The 21,846-nt window shown below is 41.5% G+C and carries 12 protein-coding genes; 9 read left to right on the forward strand and 3 right to left on the reverse strand.

What is annotated here, in order from left to right:
• Positions 1 to 2: 2 nt before the first annotated feature.
• From MWU82_RS10665 to MWU82_RS10705, 9 genes are all read left to right on the forward strand, one after another.
• Positions 3 to 1,232 (forward strand): VCBS repeat-containing protein, encoded by a 1,230-nt coding sequence (locus MWU82_RS10665; RefSeq protein WP_247096352.1) that lies wholly within the window; start codon positions 3 to 5, stop codon positions 1,230 to 1,232.
• Between the two features lie 3 nt (positions 1,233 to 1,235).
• The gene (locus MWU82_RS10670) at positions 1,236 to 2,039 is read left to right on the forward strand and encodes a DUF1080 domain-containing protein (protein ID WP_247096353.1); all 804 of its coding nucleotides are present in this window, start codon (positions 1,236 to 1,238) and stop codon (positions 2,037 to 2,039) included.
• 347 nt (positions 2,040 to 2,386) lie between these two features.
• On the forward strand, positions 2,387 to 5,968 hold the full coding sequence (locus tag MWU82_RS10675) for a sulfatase-like hydrolase/transferase (RefSeq protein ID WP_247096354.1): 3,582 nt from the start codon (positions 2,387 to 2,389) through the stop codon (positions 5,966 to 5,968).
• A gap of 36 nt (positions 5,969 to 6,004) precedes the next feature.
• On the forward strand, positions 6,005 to 6,991 hold the full coding sequence (locus MWU82_RS10680; RefSeq protein WP_247096355.1) for a hypothetical protein: 987 nt from the start codon (positions 6,005 to 6,007) through the stop codon (positions 6,989 to 6,991).
• A gap of 39 nt (positions 6,992 to 7,030) precedes the next feature.
• Entirely contained in the window at positions 7,031 to 7,993 is a 963-nt protein-coding gene (locus MWU82_RS10685) for a ThuA domain-containing protein (RefSeq protein ID WP_247096356.1), read from the forward strand.
• Positions 7,994 to 8,004: 11 nt separating this feature from the next.
• Complete coding sequence (locus MWU82_RS10690; protein ID WP_247096357.1) at positions 8,005 to 8,388, forward strand: hypothetical protein; 384 nt, start codon at positions 8,005 to 8,007, stop codon at positions 8,386 to 8,388.
• Between the two features lie 176 nt (positions 8,389 to 8,564).
• Complete coding sequence (locus MWU82_RS10695; RefSeq protein ID WP_247096358.1) at positions 8,565 to 10,847, forward strand: glycosyl hydrolase; 2,283 nt, start codon at positions 8,565 to 8,567, stop codon at positions 10,845 to 10,847.
• Between the two features lies 1 nt (position 10,848).
• Positions 10,849 to 12,684 carry a sulfatase-like hydrolase/transferase gene (locus MWU82_RS10700; protein ID WP_247096359.1) on the forward strand — a complete coding sequence of 612 codons (1,836 nt, stop codon included), beginning with the start codon at positions 10,849 to 10,851 and terminating at the stop codon, positions 12,682 to 12,684.
• 320 nt (positions 12,685 to 13,004) lie between these two features.
• Positions 13,005 to 14,705, forward strand: coding sequence for a GMC family oxidoreductase (locus MWU82_RS10705; protein WP_247096360.1), 1,701 nt, complete (start codon positions 13,005 to 13,007; stop codon positions 14,703 to 14,705).
• A gap of 742 nt (positions 14,706 to 15,447) precedes the next feature.
• Here the strand turns inward: MWU82_RS10705 and MWU82_RS10710 are convergent.
• From MWU82_RS10710 to MWU82_RS10720, 3 genes are all read right to left on the reverse strand, one after another.
• Positions 15,448 to 18,147, reverse strand: a complete 2,700-nt coding sequence (locus MWU82_RS10710; protein WP_247096361.1) for a glycoside hydrolase family 78 protein — start codon at positions 18,145 to 18,147, stop codon at positions 15,448 to 15,450.
• 208 nt (positions 18,148 to 18,355) lie between these two features.
• Entirely contained in the window at positions 18,356 to 19,879 is a 1,524-nt protein-coding gene (locus MWU82_RS10715) for a sulfatase (RefSeq protein WP_247096362.1), read from the reverse strand.
• Positions 19,880 to 19,909: 30 nt separating this feature from the next.
• On the reverse strand, positions 19,910 to 21,823 hold the full coding sequence (locus tag MWU82_RS10720) for a hypothetical protein (RefSeq protein WP_247096363.1): 1,914 nt from the start codon (positions 21,821 to 21,823) through the stop codon (positions 19,910 to 19,912).
• Between the last annotated feature and the right edge of the window lie 23 nt (positions 21,824 to 21,846).

Below are 21,846 nucleotides of genomic sequence, written 5' to 3' on the forward strand. Positions count from 1 at the left end.
CAATGGCTAATTCAATTGCTTTGACCGGTCCTTACAGGTTAAAAAGACCTGCACCGTTTATGTTAAACGCTATTAACTTAAACGGTGCAGCGTTTTTAATATGCGCTGTCTTTTTACTAACAGGCACTTTCCTTTTTGCACAGGAGAAACCCTTAAAATTTACCAAGCAACAGATAGCTTCCGAAAGTTACGAAACCGCAGGGGTGTTCGATGTGGACAACGACGGCAAACTGGACCTTGTCTCAGGAGCCTATTGGTACAAAGGACCCCATTTTCAAACCCGGCACTATATAGGATCGGCAAAAAGATATGGGGAATACTATGACGATTTTTCTACCATTCCTATGGATGTTAACGGGGATGGACTTACTGACTTCATTACCGGTGGCTGGTTCGGGAAACAATTGGTATGGAAGCAAAACCCTGGGGATGGAGGTGAATGGCAGGAACATTTGATAGCCGAAGCAGGTAACATAGAGAGCAGCCGTACTTGGGATTTGGATGGGGACGGTATCGTGGAAATAATTCCCAATACTCCCAATGACTCTTTGGTAATTTATAGATTGCTGTTGAATGCCAACAAAAAAGGTGTAGGAAGTTTTAGCAAACACTCCATTTTAGGTCCGCACGGACATGGCCTTGGGTTTGGTGATATAAACGGCGACGGACTTACAGATATCATTGTTTCCAAAGGTTGGTTACAAGCACCCGAGAATACCTTTACGGGGGAATGGAAATTACATCAGGAATTTGAATTGGGCACTGCAAGTGTTCCCATAATAGTTGCCGATGTAAACAAGGATGGCCTTTCGGACCTTATTGTTGGTCAAGGACATGATTACGGCCTATTCTGGTACGAACAAAAACCCGCAACCAAGAAACAAAAAACCCAATGGATAAAGCACCCCATAGACCCATACAATTCGCAGTACCACAGTATGGAATGGACCGATATAGATGGGGATGGGGAAAATGAACTGGTAACTGGTAAGCGTTACCGTGCCCATAATGGAAAAGACCCAGGCGGTAACGATGACCTTGGACTTTATTATTTCAAGTGGAACGGGGAGAATTTTAGCAAACAAGTTATAGATTATGGCCCCTATGGCCATGGAAAGGGAACCGGAGTCTACTTTAGTGTTTCGGATGTGGACAATAACGGAATGAAAGATATTATCGTGGCCGGAAAAGACGGCCTTAACATTTATTACAACGAACCTATTAAACAATAAAACATGAATTTGAAAAGAACTTTTAAGCCACTTATATTAGTGCTGATTGCCATTGTAGGCCTACAATCCTGCAAAGAGAAAAAAGAAGATAAACCGCAGCAGGAAGTGGCAGCGGCCACAACAGAACAGGATGGATTTGTACAAATATTTGATGGCAAAACGCTTGACAACTGGGAAGGAGACCCCAATTATTGGAGGGTAGAAAACGGCAATCTTGTAGGAGAGGTAACCCCCACAACCTTATTAAAGAACAATACCTTTATTATCTGGAAAGGCGGACAACCTGCAGATTTTGAACTGAAGCTCGAATTCCGCATAGCGGAAGCTGGAAACAGCGGTATAAATTACCGAAGTGAAAAAATCGACACCATTCCCTTTGCATTACGTGGGTATCAGGCCGATATAGACGGTAAAATCAGATATACCGGACAGAACTACGAAGAGAAAAAGCGAGCTACTCTGGCCTATCGTGGTGAAAAAGCAAGAATAACGTCCCAAGAAAATCCGGATACTCCTGGATCTTTAAGGGCCAATGTGGCGAAGAATGCTTGGCAGAGCAGGGAAGTTTTGGAATCACTTGGGGATTCGGACGAACTAAAGACAAAGATCAAAAGTGAAGATTGGAACGAAGCCCACCTTATCATCAAAGGAAACAAATTACAGCATTACATTAATGGTATTCTAATGAGCGAGGTAATCGACGATGACACCGTTAACCGGGCGTCCAAAGGTCATTTGGGAGTTCAGGTACACGTAGGGCCACCCATGAAGGTGGAATATAGAAATATAAAATTGAAGAACTTATAGTATTGAAAATTTCTTCTCTTTAGAAGATTTGAACCTGACCGTTAATTGTTAGGTAGCGCTTAAGCATAAAAAATTAAGACTTGGAAAAAGGGGTGAAATTCAAAACTTTCATCCCTTTTTTTTTATGGTCCATAGGGAATCAACTCCCCCACTCCAACCTCAAAATAAAAATAATTTTCACTACGGACAGGACAGCACAGGATAGGTAATGGGCATATAAAGATTAAGTTTGATAAAGTCTATTTCTATGGAAGTAATTCCGTTTTTTTTTTAAATCTGGAGTAACATTTCCAATTCATTGGAAAACTACTTTTTCTTTTGAAATTAGACTTGATAAATCTTAATTTATGAACCAAATAACTATGGGCAAATCCTATTTGCCGATTAAAAACAAAAAACACGGATTGATGAAAGTTAGAATTATTGTTGTAATACTCCTTTTCGTTTGCGCCATTCCATTAAAAGCACAAAAAGCAACGCAACAACAGCAAACTAAAAAACCCAATATTATCTTCATTTTAACGGATGACCAAAGATTTGATGCCTTGGGCTATGCAGGCAACAAACTCATATCCACTCCGGAAATGGATAAATTGGCCGAGGAAGGCACTTATTTCAAGAATGCCATTGTAACCACCCCCATCTGTGCGGCCAGTAGGGCAAGCATTTTGACCGGCCTATATGAGCGTACCCATAACTTTAATTTCCAGACGGGAAATATTCGAGAATCCTATATGGCAGACTCCTATCCGACCATCTTGAAAAAAAACGGATACTACACCGGCTTTTATGGAAAGTACGGTGTTAGGTATGATGATCTAGAAAAACAGTTCCATACTTATGAATCCTATGACCGAAACAATCAGTATAACGACAGGCGCGGGTATTATTACAAAACCATAGGCAAAGATACGGTACACCTTACCCGATATACGGGTCAACAGGCTATAGACTTTATTGCGAAAGCCGATACCGATACCCCATTTTGTCTTTCCCTAAGTTTTAGTGCGCCACATGCCCACGACTCGGCCAAAGATCAATATTTTTGGCAACAGGAGTCGGATTTGCTGCTTCAGAACATGGATATGCCCGGACCAGAACTGGGCGAAGACAAATACTTTGAAGCTCAACCAAAATTTGTACGTGACGGATTTAACCGTTTACGATGGACTTGGCGGTACGACACTCCCGAAAAATACCAACATAGCGTAAAGGGCTATTATAGGATGATTTCGGGTATTGACCGTGAAATTGCCAAGATCAGGGAGGAACTAAGAAAAAAAGGGCTCGATAAGAACACGGTTATCATTTTAATGGGGGATAATGGTTATTTTTTGGGAGAACGTCAGCTTGCCGGAAAATGGTTGTTATATGATAATTCCATACGGGTGCCCTTAATTGTGTTCGACCCGCGTTTAAAAAAACAGAAGGACAACGATGCCTTGGCATTGAACGTTGATGTGCCGTCCACCATTCTAGATTTGGCAGGTTTGGAACAACCCAAGGGATGGCAGGGAAAAAGTCTAATGCCGATCATTAAAAATCCCAAAACCGATTTTGAGCGCGATACCATTTTGATAGAACATCTTTGGGAATTTGAGAATATACCTCCCAGTGAAGGGGTACGAACCAAAGATTGGAAATACTTCCGCTATGTAAACGATCAGTCCTATGAGGAACTTTATAATTTAAAAGACGATCCCAAGGAAATCAACAACCTTGCGAAAGATTCAAAATATGCCAATAAACTTGAATCCTTTCGAAAGAAAACGAACAGCCTTATACTTGAACTATCCGATGATTATTCCAAAGGACCTGCCAATTTAATTGTAGAATGGATAAGAAACACCGCCGGGGTTAGCATTATTGATCCCAAGCCAGAATACGGCTGGGTAGTACCGGAAGGCGCTGTTACCCAATCGGCCTATCAAATATTGGTAGCCTCATCCGAAGAAAAAATAAATAACAACATTGGTGATGTTTGGAATAGTGGACAAATAAGATCCAATGCCTCAACGGAAATAGAACACGGAGGAACCCAGCTAAAAAGTGGGGAGACCTACTACTGGAAAGTACGTATTTGGGACCAGGACAATCGACTATCAAGATATTCCAAAACCCAACCATTTACTATGGGCAGTCCCCAAGCAACCATTACAACACCGAACAGTTTTCAAATAGATAAAATAAAACCGGTCCTATTCGAAAAAAGAGGGGACACCTATTTTGTAGATTTTGGAAAAGCGGCCTTCGCTACCATTGATTTTACCTATAATGCCAAAACCGATCATATCCTTACTTTCCGAATCGGGGAACAATTGGAGGGTAATAGCATTAACAGAAAACCTTTTGAAAAGAGCCATATCAGGTACCAAGAAATCAAGGTACCGGTGACGCCCAAACAAACCCAATATCAACTTCAGATCAAACCGGACAAAAGAAACACCCTGCCGGGCAAAGCACTTCCTTTACCTGAAGGCTTCCCGGTCTTAATGCCTTTCCGATACGCAGAAGTGGAAGGGGCCCAAGAACCCTTGACCGCTGACAATTTTACACAACTTGCCTATCATAGTTACTGGGAGGATGATTCCAGCAGTTTTAGCAGTTCCAATGATATTTTGAATCAGGTTTGGGATTTATGTAAGTACTCTATAAAGGCCACTACCTTTAACGGGCTTTACGTAGATGGGGACCGCGAGCGGATTCCATATGAGGCCGATGCCTATTTGAACCAATTGAGCCATTATACTACCGATAGAGAATATGCCATAGCCAGACAGACCATTGAATATTTTATGGAACATCCTACATGGCCTACCGAATGGCAACAGCATGTGGCACTTATGTTTTATGCCGATTATATGTATACGGGCAACACAGAACTCATACAGAAATACTACGATCAGCTAAAATATAAAACCCTTTATGAGCTCGCTAACGAAGATGGCCTGATAACCTCAACCAAGATGACCCCGGAATTAATGGCCAAGCTTGGATTTCCAAAGACCATGAAGGAAACCTTTAGGGATATAGTGGATTGGCCCTCTGCGGGCTGGGGTGGAGATCCCAATAACAAAGGAGAGCGCGACGGTTACGTTTTTAAGGATTACAATACCGTGGTGAATGCATTTTACTACCAGAACATGAAAATAATGGCCGAATTTGCCATGGTTCTGGGCAAAACACAAGAAGCATTGGATTTTAAATTAAGGGCCTTAAAAGCGAAGAAAGCCTTTAATGAAAAGATGTTCGATGCCAAGAGAGGAATTTATATTGATGGAATCGGTACGGACCACGCCTCCTTACATGCCAACATGATGCCCTTGGCATTCAATATGGTTCCCAAAGAACATATAGGTTCGGTAGTTGAATTTGTAAAATCGAGGGGAATGGCCTGTAGTGTATATGGTTCACAATACTTAATGGATGGCCTGTACAATGCGGGCGCGGAAGATTATGCCCTAGATCTATTGACCGATACCAGTGACAGAAGTTGGTACAATATGATCCGTATCGGCTCTACCATCACCTTGGAAGCCTGGGATTTAAAGTATAAGAATAATCTGGATTGGAACCATGCATGGGGGGCGGTCCCTGCCAACGCCATTCCGCGTGGACTATGGGGAATTCAACCCAAAACCCCAGGTTTTGGCATAGCGTCCATTAAACCGCAGATGGGCGATTTAAAGAACAGCAGTATTGAAGTCCCCACCATTAAAGGAACTATAAAAGCAAGCTACACCTACACCAATCCTAGATTGCAATTATATACTATTGAAATCCCCGCCAATATGGTCGCCGAATTTGAAATGGCCCCCGCACCTGGAAAAGAGCTAATGCACAACGGGAAGAAAGTGGCGTCGGCCTTTGGTTCGGTTAGGCTGGAGCCTGGTAAACATGAGATAAAATTGGTAATCAATTCATTTTAGATAATTGAACAATTCTACTTGGAATTACAAAGAACCATGAAATTTAATATAGTATTATATCTTTTTGTTCTGTTTGCCATTAGTGGATCTGCGTTATATGCACAGGCTGCCGACCCCTCCATATCAATTTCTAATGAAGAAATTGCGCTCGTAGTCTCTAAAAACGACTATAATTCCAAGCAATATACCTCAGAAATTGAAAAAGCATATAGCACTGCAGAATTAGGTATCCCAACGATTAATCCACCAGGTGGGAGAGTGGCCATTGTCGCCGATGGTAACTCGCCCGACCCGGATGACCTTGGCGGAACCGCAGTTTCAATTGCTTTACTACGGGCTTCGGGACTGGAAAATAGACTGGTTCATTATTCACACAGTTGTGATTTGGTAGGTGACAACAGGATTTCAGAAGCGGCTGAAAAGGAAAGACATGCATTGATGCAAGCTGCCTGCGATGTAACCGCTAGACGCTGGGGCGGTTTTGATGGACTAACTTTCTTGGATGCAAAATGGCAACAAGAAAAAACCGTTAAGGATCTGAGTACAGCCATTAATGCTTCTTCCAAAGAAGACCCCTTATGGATTATTGAAGCTGGTGAACCGGATATTATTGGAATGGCATTGGCAGCATCAAAAAAATCCAAACACAAATATGTAAAAGTGATCACACATCACCCGGCAAATGATGATGCCGGTGATTTTTATACATGGCAGCAAATATTGGATTTTGGGGTCGAAGAAGTTCGCATTCCAGACCAAAACACTTACTTAAAAGTAGCACTACCGGAATGGGATTGGGCTAAAAACCACCTGGATCCTAGAATGCAATGGGTCTGGATACAAGGAAAAATTGCAGAGGTTGACGATGTTGTTACATTTCAAAAAGGCAAATGGGATTGTTCGGATGCCGGCATGGTATTGTATTGGATTACAGGGGCCACCAATGGCGGTCTTACTTTGGGCACAGTGAACGATATTAAAAAAATATTGTTGTACTTTATAGAAAATTCCGAAGATAATTGAACAAACATTACCTCATAACCTTAACATACTAGCAAGACCATGAAATTATACCTCACTTACCTCCTACTGATATTATCTCTATCGATTACCGCACAAAGTAAAATGAAAGTGCTTATCGTTGACGGGCAAAACAATCATCTTGTTTGGCCCAGATCTACCATTATGATGAAGCAATATCTAGAAGAAACAGGTCTTTTTGAGGTTGATATCCAACGTACCCAATACCTGTGGAAGGCAGAACGGGAAATGGATTATTTACCCCTTGCAAAAACTGGAAAAAGTGAACTATTGGGACAACCCAAAACAGACCCGGAATTTAATCCTGATTTTGAAAAGTATGATGTGGTTATATCCAACTTCGGATGGAAGGCAGCTCCATGGCCCATAGAAACCCAAAAATCGTTCGAAGCCTTTATACAAAATGGAGGCGGATTTGTAAGTATCCATGCCGCCAACAACTCCTTTCCAGAATGGGAAGCCTATAATAAGATGATTGGCTTAGGAGGTTGGGGAGATAGGACCGAAAAAGACGGTCCTTATGTTTATTTTGACAACTTGGGCAATAAGGTGATCGACACAAGCGAGGGAGCGGCCGGTGCCCATGGGGACAGACACCATTTTCCAGTTACCGTTCAACACATAGATCACCCAATAACCAAGGGTATGCCCAAGGTGTGGATGACAGGCATTGATGAATGTTATGCCAAATTACGCGGTCCGGCCGAAAATATGACGGTATTGGCCACGGGTAAGGATTTAAGTGAAAATGCCCCTACGGACCGTCAAGAACCTGTGCTTATGACCATAGAATATGGCAAGGGACGTATATTTCACAACGCTTTGGGCCACGATACCGATTCTTTTGAAAATGTTGGGTTTATCGTTTCCTTTTTGAGGGGAACGGAATGGGCAGCATCGGGTAAGGTAACGCAAGTCATCCCAATCGATTTTCCAACAGCACAAGAACCTAGGCAACGAACATTTAAGCTTGCCAACCATTAAACGAGTATGCTGTGCAGAATTTAACAACAACTAAAAATATAGCTTTTTTAATCTCCAATACCAGTCCTAATCCTTTTGGACAAAATGATATCGAACTCCCCATAAAAAAATTGAACTATAATGAATGGATACCCCTTTTGGGCCGAACCCTATCGCAATGGATAGTGTGGACCGGCATAAATGAACCTTCAGTAAAAAGCTTTCCACAGAACTATAAACAGGAGGAACGAGGTAAAAATAAAGCCCCCACAGGACATGGTGATTCAATAGGTATATTTAAAGTGGATAGGGATTGCTTTATGCAGGACATTAATATTCATCCCATTTTGGAATTCCCAGAACAAATCATAGCGAAGGGGCTAACGTACCTAAACGAAGACTATTTGATTATTTAGAAAGTATAGGAGCCGAATACCCCAACTATTATAAACTTTATGATTCACAATTGTAAAAAGAATTTGATAAGAAAATGGTCGTAGAAAAACTATCAGGTATGGAAACATATAGTTTATATATATCAGAAACAGAGTAAACCCCAACGAAAGCCTATATAGCCATTAATATGATTAAAATGTACTACAACAAAGCAAGACATATCAACCTAACAATCCTAAGCATAATTATAATAATATTACATAATTCATGTGTATCTGAAAAGAAAGAATTTTCAAAAAATTTAATCGAGGATTTTAAAAATCCACCGGAAGCATACAAACCCATGCCCTTTTGGCACATCAATGGTGAACTCACTACCCAAGGCATTCGAAAGCAAATGAAAGATGCCAAAGAACTGGCTGGTTTTAGTGGTATTAGTGTTTTACCCCTAGCACCAAAAAATAATGGAAAGCCAGGTACAACTCCCAAGTTTCTTTCTCCACAATATCTAGACCGTTTTCAGGATGTTTTGGATACTGCCGAAGAATTGGATATGAAGGTAGTATTGTACGACGATAATGATTTCCCTAGTGGAATGGCTGGAGGAAAAATAGGCGAGCTTTTTCCTCAACATACCATGAAACGTTTGGATAAGGTAGAAAAGATTGTAAAAGGACCTTCTAGTTTCAAGGATAACATACCAGAGGGCAAATTACTTTCTGCAGTAGCAATGAACCAAGAAACATTACAACGCTTTGAACTAAGTGATTATGTAGAAAATGGAACTCTTAAATGGCAAGTACCCAAAGGAACATGGAGAATCATGTTCTTCGTCATGGTCAAGGACAGTTATCATAAAGCATTTCCAGTAGTTGATTATATGGATACCACAGCGGTCAGGGAAATGATACGTATTACTTATGATGTATACAAAGAAAATTTTGAATCCTATTTTGGAAATACCATTAAAATGACCTTTTTTGATGATGTAGGTTTTTGGAAACACCCAAGAACCTGGACTGGTCTTTTCAATAAAAAATTTAAGGAACTAAACGGTTTCGACCCTAAACCTTGGTACCCCGCACTTTGGTACGATATTGGATCCGATACTGAAGCCGTACGCCATGCCTTCTTCAATACCCGTGCGGAATTATTGGCAGAAGGGTTTCCTAAATTGGTTGGGGAATGGACTCGGACAAACGGACTCAAGGATACGGGACACCCCCCAGGTAATTATGATCCAACCCCGATAGATATGAACGGTGACATCTTTAAATTCTTCCGTCATACCGCCATACCTTTAACAGACGCCATTATTGAATATCAATTTGGTCAAAACGGTCATAAGCTTATAAGTTCGGCTGCGGATTATTATGACAAGCCCGTTGTTTCTACAGAAATCTACGGGGCCTACAAAGAACAGTCATTTGACTCGTTAATGTTATATCGGTCTGCAATGGATCTTTTCTCCAGAGGTGTAAATTTTGTAGTTCCACACGGGATGTGGTATAACCCCAATGAGGTATATATTCCACCCTTGGTTTCCCCATACAGTAAAAAATTAGCTCCTGCACTACCCGCATATTCCAATTACATAGGTAGATCCTGCATGTTATTGCAAGGGGGGAAACGTGTTGCCAATATAGGTGTGTTATATCCCTTTGAAGAACTGTCAGGTTGGTACCGTTTTGAGGACCCAAAAAATCCAAGACAAGGTTTTTTTGTTTCCCCAGAAACCAACTATCAGGAAATCGGTGGTTTTTTGACCAACGATATTAGGCACGATTTTACATTTATCCATCCCGAGTATTTTTTGGATGATAAATATGAAATAAAGCAAGGTTCCATACTCTTGAACAATCGTGAAAATAATCAAAAGTACGATGCAATAATAATTACCGGTTGTAAAGTCATCTCATTAAAAACGTTACAAAAAATAAAGAAATATTACGATCAAGGCGGGGTGGTAATTTCAACGGGACAGTTACCTTATAAATCTTCCGAAATGGGACAAGATGAAAAAGTTAAGGAATTAATATTTGAAATATTCAATGTGAATCCAGAAGACCCCTTACTTTCAAAAATCAAATTCAATAGCAATACTGTTGAAGGGGAGGCAATTCATATTCCCAATCCTGACGGCGATAATTTATCCAAAACTATAAAAAGGCATGTGGATTCCGATGTTGAATTTTCACCAAACCCAATATTATCAACAAATATGGGTAAGTTTAACTATATTCATAAAATTAAGGATAGCAAGGATATTTATTTTTTTTCTAATTCTAGTGATGACATTATTGAAACTGAAGTTACCTTAAAAGGTAAGTTAGATTTACACCAAGCCAACCCGCATAACGGAAATATACAGCGCATTAAAAATATTTCATACTTTAAGATCAACAATCAAGAATATACTAAATGCAAATTAATCCTTAAGCCTGTAAGTTCCATATTTTGGATAGCCTATCAAAATTAAAATGAAAAAAGAAAGTCGAACAATTATTCTAACCCTGATTTATTCAACCCTATCAAGTTACAAAGAAGAAGTAAAAATGTATTTACGTGAAGTGAATATAAAACCTTTTCTTCTTTCCCTATTTTTAACCGGAAACCTAATAGTGGGTTGCCAAACAGGGCCCAAGAATAGTGAAAAGGAAAATGCAATAGCAAGCCCGATGCAATTGGGCGAGCGACCCAATATTTTGTGGTTGGTAACCGAAGACATGGGCCCCTACATTCCGTCTTTTGGTGATTCCACTATTGTGACACCTAATTTAAGTCGCTTGGCTGCAGAAGGTGTGGTATATCCAAATTTGTATTCTACTTCAGGAGTTTGCGCTCCCAGTAGGGCTGCCATTATAATGGGGATGTACCCTTCCAGTATTGGGGCAAACCATATGCGCACCACGTCCTATACCGAGGTTACCGGGTTGCCTTCCTACGGGGCAGTGCCACCAACCCAAGCCCGTATGGTTAGTGAACTACTTCGTATGAACGGTTATTACTGCTCCAATAATTATAAGGAAGATTATCAATTTGAAGCCCCTAAAACAGCCTGGGACGAAAGTAGTCCCTATGCCCATTGGCGCAATCGTGATGAAAATCAACCCTTCTTTTCAGTGTTCAATTTTACGGAAACACATGAGTCGGGACTTTTTGAGCCCTATGGTTTTAGGAATATAGAAACAAGGCATTATCACGAGGGGGATAGATCTTACAAATGGGATGGAAATCGTATGGCAGAAGAGGAAACGCCAATACATTTGCCAAAAGATACAGAGTTTGATATTCCCCCATACCTTCCGGATACTCCCAAAGTACGGAGGGATATGTGGAAGCTATACAATAATGTGGCGGAAATGGACAAGCAGGTCGGGGCCGTATTAAAGCAGTTGGAAGAGGATGGGCTATTGGAAAATACTATCATCTTTTTCTATGGTGACCATGGCGGACCCCTGCCCAGGGAAAAGCGGTTGATCTATGATTCCGGTTTAAACACCCCAATGATCATAAGGTTTCCAAAAAAACAACTTGCCGGAACCAAAGATACCCAACTGCTCAGTTTTGTAGATTTTGCCCCTACCCTTTTATCCCTCATAGGAATTGAGCCTCCCTCCTATATGCAAGGACAGGCGTTTTTAGGGAAATATAAGGCCGAAAACGAGCGCAAATATATTCATGGTGCCGCAGATCGTTTTGATGGATTTACTGATGCCATCCGTGCCGTTCGCGATAACCAATTTAAGTATATAAGAAATTACAGACCGGAACAAGGATATTATTTACCAGTGGATTACAGGGAAAGGATTCCTGCCATGCAGGAATTGTTGCGTTTGCGTGATGAAGGGAATTTGGATAGCACACAAGCACTTTGGTTTAGGGAACAAAAGGATCCGGAAGAATTGTATGATTGCATTACCGATCCCCATGAATTACATAATTTGGCCCAAAACCCGGATTACAGTAAAAAAATGGAAGAATTACGAGCCGAAATGGATCGGTGGCTAAATGAAATTGGGGATGTGCCCAACCTTCCTGAAAAAGAATTGATATCCAAGCTTTGGAACGGTGCCAAAACCCAACCCATAACCTCAGCACCCAACATAACCTCCTCCAACAATAAAATAACACTTGAATGTGCTACTGAAGGAGCTTCTATAGGGTATAAAATAATAGATAAGAACGGCACTACCCCAAAAGTATGGTCCGTATATCAAAAACCATTTGAAGTTCCAGCGGGAAGTGGGCTAATTGTTCAAGCCTATAGGATTGGATTTGTGCCCAGTGAAATAGTGGAAACAAGAGTGGAATAACGTATTGGATTATAGGGTTTACATAATTCTGCATTCGTCCAGAAAACAAATAAATCATATTTCTATAATTCCAATTTGGTATCTTTAACCAGCACCTTATGGTTTAAGAACGGATTGCACATCTTATGTGTTAAGTTCAACACCTCATAGCAGTACAGTGCAGGAAACGTTCTTTTATTCTAAATACTAATTTTAAATATCTTTTCATTCTTGATTGCTATACAATTATGAAAAAACAATTGAAACAATGATTGGATTGCCCATTCATAGTGCCTTTTGGGCCTATAACCGGGCTAACTTTTAATACTTAATTAAAGAGAATGTCAGTAGAATCTAACAACAATACTTTTGACGCCATTGTAGTAGGAACAGGAATAAGTGGCGGCTGGGCGGCAAAGGAGCTATGCGAGAACGGTCTTAAAACCTTGGTTTTGGAACGTGGAAGAATGGTAAAACACGTGCAGGACTATCCCACTATGAACCTTGATCCTTGGGATCTGCCCAATGCTGGGGAGACCCCAGCAAAAATAAAGGCAAAATATCCCAAACAATCCCGTTGGGGCTTTGATGAGACTACCCGGCATTTCTTTAATGACGATTCGGAATATGATTATGCCGAAGCAAAACGTTTCGATTGGATTAGAGGTACACAGGTAGGTGGCCGATCTCTGATATGGGGAAAACAAACCTATCGTTGGTCAGATTTGGATTTTGAAGCCAATGCCAAGGACGGCATTGGGGTTGATTGGCCCATACGTTACAAAGATATTGAGCCTTGGTATGCCCATGTAGAAAAACATATTGGTGTTAGTGGCGAAGCTTTAGGGCTACCTCATTTGCCCGATAGTGTGTTCTTAAAGCCTATGGAATTGAACTGTGTGGAAGAACATTTGAAAAAAGGCATTTCAGAAAATTACGATGATCGGGTTTTAACTATCGGGAGGGTGGCACATATTACCGAAGGCACAAAACCCGGGGCAGGAAGGATTAGCTGTCAGTACAGAAACCGATGTAAGCGCGGCTGCCCCTATGGTGCCTACTTCAGTTCAAATTCGTCAACAATACCCATGGCAGAAGCCACTGGAAATATGACCATCAGGCCAGATTCCATTGTATCCGAGGTACTATACGATAAGGATAAAAAGAGAGCTACAGGGGTTAGAGTAATCGATGCCAACACTAAGGAAGTGTTGGAGTTTAGATCTAAAATTGTATTTCTATGTGCCTCATCCATGGCCTCTACGGCCATATTGATGCAATCCATATCAGAGGCTTTCCCGAACGGAATGGGCAATGCAAGTGGGGAATTGGGCCACAACATTATGGACCATCAATTGGGCGGGGGCGCCAATGGAAAAATTGACGGATACGATGATAAGTATTATAAAGGACGAAGACCTAACGGATTTTATATTCCTAGGTTTAGAAACGTAAATAATTCTTCCAAAAAATTAGATTTCATAAGGGGATATGGTTATCAAGGTAGTGCCGGCCGTAGTGATTTTAGTACGTTCATCCCGGAGTATGCCTATGGAAAGGAATTTAAGGAGGCCGTGTTTCAACCAGGAGAATGGCGAATTAATCTAGGGGGCTTCGGAGAAGTATTGCCGTACCACGAGAACCATATGTATCTGGATTATGACAAACTGGATAAGTTTGGCCTGCCCACTATTGTATTTGATGCAGAGTTTAAGGAAAATGAGAAGCGTATGAAAAAAGATTGGATAGAACAAGCGCAGGAAATGCTGGAAAATGCCGGTTTTAAAGAGGTAAGGGCCAATCATAGAGAGTCCTATATGGGTGGAGGTATACACGAGATGGGAACTGCTAGGATGGGCAGAGACCCTAAGACTTCGGTCTTAAATAAATATAATCAACTTCATGAAGTACCCAATGTATATGTAACTGATGGTGCTTGTATGACCTCTGCAGGCTGCCAAAACCCTTCCTTGACCTATATGGCCATAACGGCAAGAGCGGCAAATCATGCAGTTGCAGAGCTGAAAAAAATGAATTTATAATCTAAAAGATTAAGTTTATTTTAAGCGCTTAATTAGAGGGCATTGGTAATTTCTCGGTATTTGATTAATTATTCAAATAATGGATTATCCTTAACTGATAGTTTCGGCAAAGACTGGGACTAATGTAATGCCTTGTGCTTTTTAATCTTAGGTTTTATGTAGTGGAAAAAATCGATTAATATATATTGAAATTATCCTTTCATTTTACTCAAGTGGTTGTTATTGTTTTTAATAGGTTTTCGTGAAACTTCGATTTCTTTGATGTATAAAGAAACCGACGCACTAAGTTCATGAATATCTACTTCTTTCATTTTCTTTGCTTGTCCAAAGAAACCGACGCAGGAGGTTCATGAATACCATATTGCAAAATAGACATGCAATGAATAAAACGAAACAAAAGAAAAGACCCTTCTTCACTAGGTGGCCCCTAAAATCTCTGGATTTTAAGGACCGATGCCATGGCCTAAATTATTTCCAAGGCTTCAATAATTCTTTACGGCCATGACATCTCCACGACGGAAGAAGAATGTCCAAACAATGGACTTCGAAGGCAATGTTCAAGAGCATTCAATAATCATCAATAATTTTTCAATTTCGACTTAAATTAAGTAATTCTATCTTTTCTAATTTAAGCACAACTTTTAAGATTGATCCGTAATTCCAGTACCAACTCTGGGCAATGCCTAAATTGAAAAACCCCGACAGTTCGTCGGGGTTTTTGTTTCATCATATGCTACTGGTGCTAAAGTTTCAACTTTTCTGAAGGATAGCTGAATTGGTAGGTGCCTGAGCCCAATTCCAGTTGCACACCTTCATCCGTTTGCCTCAATGTTTTTAACAAATCTGATTTCAGCTTGCTGTTATTGAGATGAATGCTATCCGGGGTGGCTTCCGGTAAAGTAACACTGGCCGTGGTATTGGCCGGAATCACAACTTCATAATGAAATTTCCCATCCTTAACTTCCCATGCAGATTTTATTTTTCCGTAAAGGGACAAAAATTCAGCATCTGCAGAAGTTAAACCTCCACCTGGGTGCGGGTCAAAAATGATATGCTTGTATCCCGGGTTCTCTGGGTCAATTCTTAATCCGCCCACATGGGTATAGAGCCATTCCCCAATAGCGCCGTACGAATAGTGATTAAAGCTGTTCATGCCTTCTATAATGGTGCCATCGGGTTTCTGCGTATCCCAACGCTCCCAAATGGTAGTGGCTCCCATCGTAATAGGATAAAGCCAAGAAGGGAATTCCTTTCTATTTAACAACATAAAGGCCAAATCGTCGCGACCTATTTTAGAGAGTGTAGTACAGAGTAAGGGGGTACCTAAAAATCCAGTGGTCAAGTGGCCGAATTTCTCTATATCCGCTGCAAAATATGCCGCCGATTTTTCAATTAAACCTTCAGGAATCAAATCGAAGGAAATGGCCATGGCATAAGCCGTTTGCGTATGGGATACCAAGCGACCGTTGGGGGTAATATACTCTTGTATAAAGGCTTTCTTTATATTTACGGCCTGTTCCTTATACTTGCCTACATCTTCCGTTTTACCAATAATGGCGGCTATTTTAGCTAAAAGTGTTGTGGAATAATAGGCATAGGCGGTCGCGATCAAATCTTTCTCGGTAACCGAACCATTGTAATCGGGCTTATCCGCGTTATAGGCCAACCAATCGCCCCAATGCCAATGCTTGGGGTCGTTCCATAGGTAATCTTTACCTGATTTTACGGCTATAAAATCTACCCAGGCTTTCATACTTTCATATTGTTCTTCCAAAATTCTTTTGTCACCATAGGATTGGTATACGGTCCATGGAATAATTACGGCAGCATCGGCCCATCCGGTGGCCCCACCTTGGGCACTTACGCCTTCACCCCCAGTAAGTATATCCGGAACTACATTGGTTACCGACCCGTTCTCGTGTTGGTCCAGGGCTAAATCTTTTAGCCATTTGGTATAAAAGGCGGCCACATCAAAATTATAGGCAGCGGTCATACTAAATACCTGGGCATCCCCTGTCCAACCTGCCCGTTCATCGCGTTGAGGACAATCGGTAGGGATATCCAAGAAATTATCTTTTTGCCCCCATTGAATATTGCTTTGTAGTTGATTGATCATAGGGTCTGAGGTCGTAAAACTTCCAGTAGGAGCAATATCAGAATGAATGACTATCCCCGTTATATCATCCAGACTTAAGGTACCCGGGTAATCTATTACCTGAATATATCGGAATCCGTGGGATGTAAAATGGGGTTCAAATATTTCCTCTCCATCACCTTTCAAGGTGTACATGTCGGTCGCCTCGGCTGCACGGAGGTTCTTGGTATAAAAGTTACCATCTTTATCCAGTACTTCGGCAAACTTTAAGATAACACGGTCACCTTTGTTACCTGTTACACGCATTCGTGCCCATCCAACAATATTCTGACCTAGATCCAATACAATTTCCCCTTTAGGGGTAGTAATCAACTTTTTGGGTTTAATTTCATCAATGGCCTTTACAGGAGGACCTTGGGGAGCCACCAATATTTCCTTGGAATGGTCAAGGATTTGGACCTTTGTCCATTTGTTATCATCAAATCCGCTTTGTGCCCAACCGTCCATTTCAAGACGGGCATCATATTTCTCCCCGTTGTACATATCGGATTCCAAAATGGGGCCATAGGAAGCCTTCCACTCCCCGTTGCTCACAATGGTCTCATTGGTACCATCGGTATAATTGATGTTAAGCTGTACCAATAATGCAAGTTGTTTACCATAAAAGGCATAGTCGCCTTTCCAACCAATGTTACCGCGGTACCAACCATCTCCCACAATGGCTCCTATAGCGTTATTGCCTTGTAACATTTCAGTTACATCATAGGTTTGATACTGAAGCCTTTTATTATAAGTAGTATATCCTGGAGTAAAAAGATCGTTGCCCACTTTTTCCCCGTTCAAATATAATTCGTAGACACCTAAGGAAGTAACTTGGACTTTGGCAGATTTAATTGCTTTTTTGGTTTTGAACTCAGTTCTAAAATACTGGGAAGGATGCGATTTCTTTTCAGTGGTAATATCGTCCATGGCAATATATGATGCGGTCCATAATGACCTATCCAAAATACCCATTTCCCATAACGCTGGGCTACTCCAGGAGGTAGAACGGTTTTTATTGTCCCAGATCCTTACCTGCCAATATACGCGTTGCATGGAGGTAAGCGCAGGTCCGCCATAAACCACATTCACAGATTGGTCGCTCTCAACTTTTTGTGAAGACCAGATAAGATTTTTTCCGCTTTCCAGATCTTTCTTAGAATTGGCCACCCTAATTTCGTAGGCGGTCTGCATTACATTTTGTTCGCCCGAATTTAATTGCCAACCCAACCTTGGTTTAAGCACGTCAATACCTATGGGGTTTATTTTATATTCGGTGACCAGGTTTATTACTTCTGCCTTTTTCATCGAAAAAGAAGTGATTATACATAGAAGAAGTATAAGTGTAACTCGTTGAATTGTTGTTCTCAAGATAGTAATTGTTTAGTAGTTGATATCATTGTAAAAGTACCTATAGGCCAAGGCAAGTGCATCCTGCTCTGTCCTGTCCATTTTACCACTTTAGAGCAGAATGAATAGGCCGAAAGATCCGATACGCAACTAGATTTCGGAATATTTATTGAGGCGCTCCAATAACCCTTATCGGGCTGCCGTCCGATCCGCTGGTCCTAGCTTTATTTTCTACGAAATAGGGTTGAAAGGTATAGGATGAATTTGGATCCCATTGCACGTTGGTTTTGGGCAAGTACCTTTTTAGCCGCTCTATTTCCTTTCGATATTCGGGATTTTCAGCTTGATTGGCGAATTCGTTCTTATCGTATCGATGATCATAAAACTCTTCTCCCCCATCTTCATATTGGATGTAACGAAACTTATCGGATTTTACGGTATGATTGTTCATTCCAAATGTCGTTATGGCCACATAAGGTTCGTCCACTTCTTTATCCTGCATTAAAGGCACTAAACTTTTACCCTCATTTCTTTCATAGGCAGGTAACCCACATAATTCCAAAAGGGTTGGGTAAATGGAAAGCATTTCTACCGGTGTATCCATTATCTTACCCTTTGGCAATTGGGGCGCAGCGAAAAATAGCGGTGCATTGGTAGCGGAATTCCACAGGGCATGCTTGGCAAAGGTGCCCTTCTCCCCTAATCGATATCCATGATCGGACCACAGGACAATAACCGTATTATCTGCATAACTACTATTATCCAAGGCATCTATCAATCTACCTATTTCAAAATCCACATAACTAATGCAGGCCAAATACGCCTGGATAATCTTAGGCCATTCCCCACTTTCAATGGCCCATTCCGTAGAGGGCATCATGGGCAGATCATTGATCTGTAGCGCAATTGGCGGAACATCGTTAAGATCATCCTTCCTATATGGCCTTGTTTTTATGCTATCCAGCGGATGCATATCGAACCATTTTTGCGGAACATACAAGGGTACATGTACCCGTAAAAACCCGATTCCCATAAAAAAGGGTTTGTCATACTTTATATTCAGGCGTTCGGCTACCCAGTCCACCGATTTATGATCGGGCATTAAAGAATCAGCTTCGGGAAAAGCTCCCCAGTCCGTACTCGTTCTTCCATATTTTTCCCTGTCAGCTGTACCATAACCGTCCCAAACCAAGCGTTCCGGAGGATATGGTCCAAAACCCTTTACCCTGCCACCGGATTCGTCCAAAACACCATCGGGAGCATGGTCATGAAACAATTTCCCAATACCCATGGTATGGTATCCATTATTCCCGAAGTATTCGGGCAACATAATAATGTCCTTGGTCGCCGGGTTTTCCGAGCGAATCTTATTGTCATTTATCATACCATAAATCCCTGTTGTGGAAGGCCGTAGACCTGTCATTAAGGAGGCTCTTGAAGGGCCGCACAAAGGAGCCTGACAATGGGCGTCGGAAAACATTACGCCCCTTGCAGCCAATTTATCCAGATTGGGGGTCTTGGTATTGGAATACCTATCCAAAACCCCTAACATGTTGTTGAGATCATCCACCGCAATAAAAAGTACATTGGGGTGTTCTTTTTTTAGGATTTCACCTATTTTATCTCCTTCCTTACAGGCGTTCAAAAGAAGTAAACCCAGCAAAAAAATTATATAAACTCCATTTTTCATTTATCGATCGGATATTTTTATGGCGGTCCCTTAAGAAACTTCAATACTTATTTCAACTTCCTTTGCGGTTTCTTCAAAAAAGGCCATGACAGGTATGGCCTCTGCACCGGGTACCATATTGAATGTTCTTTCCCTTGGAATTTCTTTTATCAACAAAGGAACATTGGCCTTGATGCTCACTTGCCCTTCGGGTTTTTGAACAGTAATTTCGTTCGGGTTAGGTTGAAGAACCTTCTCCCCTGTAGGCGATATTATGGGAAGTACGAATGCCGTTTTTTCTTTTATGGGTTGTGCAGTTTTTGCAGTAATCCGCATTACATCCTTTGAACAAGTATAGGTCAGTTCAAAATCTGATGCAGTTTCAGTGACCGCTTCATTTTCTGTGTTCTTGAGTTGTGCTTTTGCATTTAACCGTATTTCCCCCTCGGTATCTCCGGAGGTCACGGTTGCCGCCCTATCAAATATATTGCTGTACCACACATCGTCCTTAAATGTTTCCACACGGGGGGTAAAGGCAAAATCTTCCCCGGGGTTCGGTTGCTGATTATAGGGTTCCACCAATTTATAAATGGCCATACTTGCCGCGCACAACAGTCCTACCCTGTTATGGTACAGTACCGACAAGGCCCCACCGGTTGCCTGTCTATAATGTCCATCTTTATAAATGGCATCATAGGCAGTGACCGTTCCACGCCAATCGCCACGGGCGAAAAGATTGGTATCCAATTCGGGAAAATACTTTATTCCATCGGCTGTGGTTCTGGGCAAGGGTGCTGTAGTATTTATTTCGGGTAGGTGATCCCAATGGTCGAGCATAACGGCCAAATTTTTGGAGTGGGAAAAAGTATGGTGCACACAGGGTTTTATACCATGGGATAGATAATGGATACCGCCATGCAACAGTCCGTCGGCCGTGCAACGATGCAACAGTTCCGTGCTTTTTACAGCAGCCGTACCCAATGCCGGGTTTTTGTGCGCCATCATTCCGAAGGCAGGCTGGCATCCGTCCGTGGTGCGACTTCCCCAATAAGACCATTTAAATTGACGGGTACCCCAACTATTGTCCCAGCCCCCATCAGGCAACATAAATTCCAAATGGCTATTCAAGGATTTGGTGATCAGGTTCAATAGTTCTTCATCATTTACATGTAAGGCATACATGACCAGACTATTCAGGGACTCTTCCACATTATACCCCAGATCAACTGCCGGCAATCCTTTGGCACTTCTTTTATCACTAGGTTTCCCTTCTCCGAACAATAGACGGTTTGGTTCAGTAAAATAAGCCTTTACCTCCTCGGCCAACTCCTTGCTACGCTTTATATAGTTATCGTTATTAAGTACCCTTCCTATTAGGTTAAGCCCGTAAACGGCAGTGGCCGGATAGTTTATATTGGTGAACGATATGGTAAACTTCTCATAAATAAATTCTGCCGCTTGGCCTAAACGATCTTTCCAACGTTCATGTCTAACATCATCCAATAGATCGCTATAATAATGTAAGGCTTCGGCAAGGGCTATGGCACCAAAAATGGTGGTGCCGTTCCACGATTTGGGATCCAGGCCATTGGACCAACTTCCGTCCGGAAGGCTAACGTTCCTCTCCCATTCAAAAGCAGCTATTCCTGCCTCCAGATACTTCTTTTCACCCGTAGCCTTAGCCATATGTAAGAAAGGGTAAACGGCATCCATACTCCGTGCATGAACCACATCACAGGCAGGGCATTTCAACATTCCGTGTACCTTGGTATCACTGGGATCCAAAATCTGAACACGGATCATTCCATCGCACCATTCCTTTAGCAGGTCGAAGGTCAGCTTCATAAATTCCGCAGAATGTGTAGGCTCCGTTTTATGGCTACATGAATTTAGCCATGAGGCCATGGGGAGCGTTAAACCTATTCCACCTATTGTTGAGAGTTGTATAAATGCCTTGCGTTCCATCTGCTCTATTTAATTATTTAGCT

Origin of the sequence: Arenibacter sp. S6351L (assembly GCF_023016025.1) — a bacterium.
In the GTDB taxonomy this organism is placed as follows: Bacteria; Bacteroidota; Bacteroidia; order Flavobacteriales; family Flavobacteriaceae; genus Arenibacter; species Arenibacter algicola_B.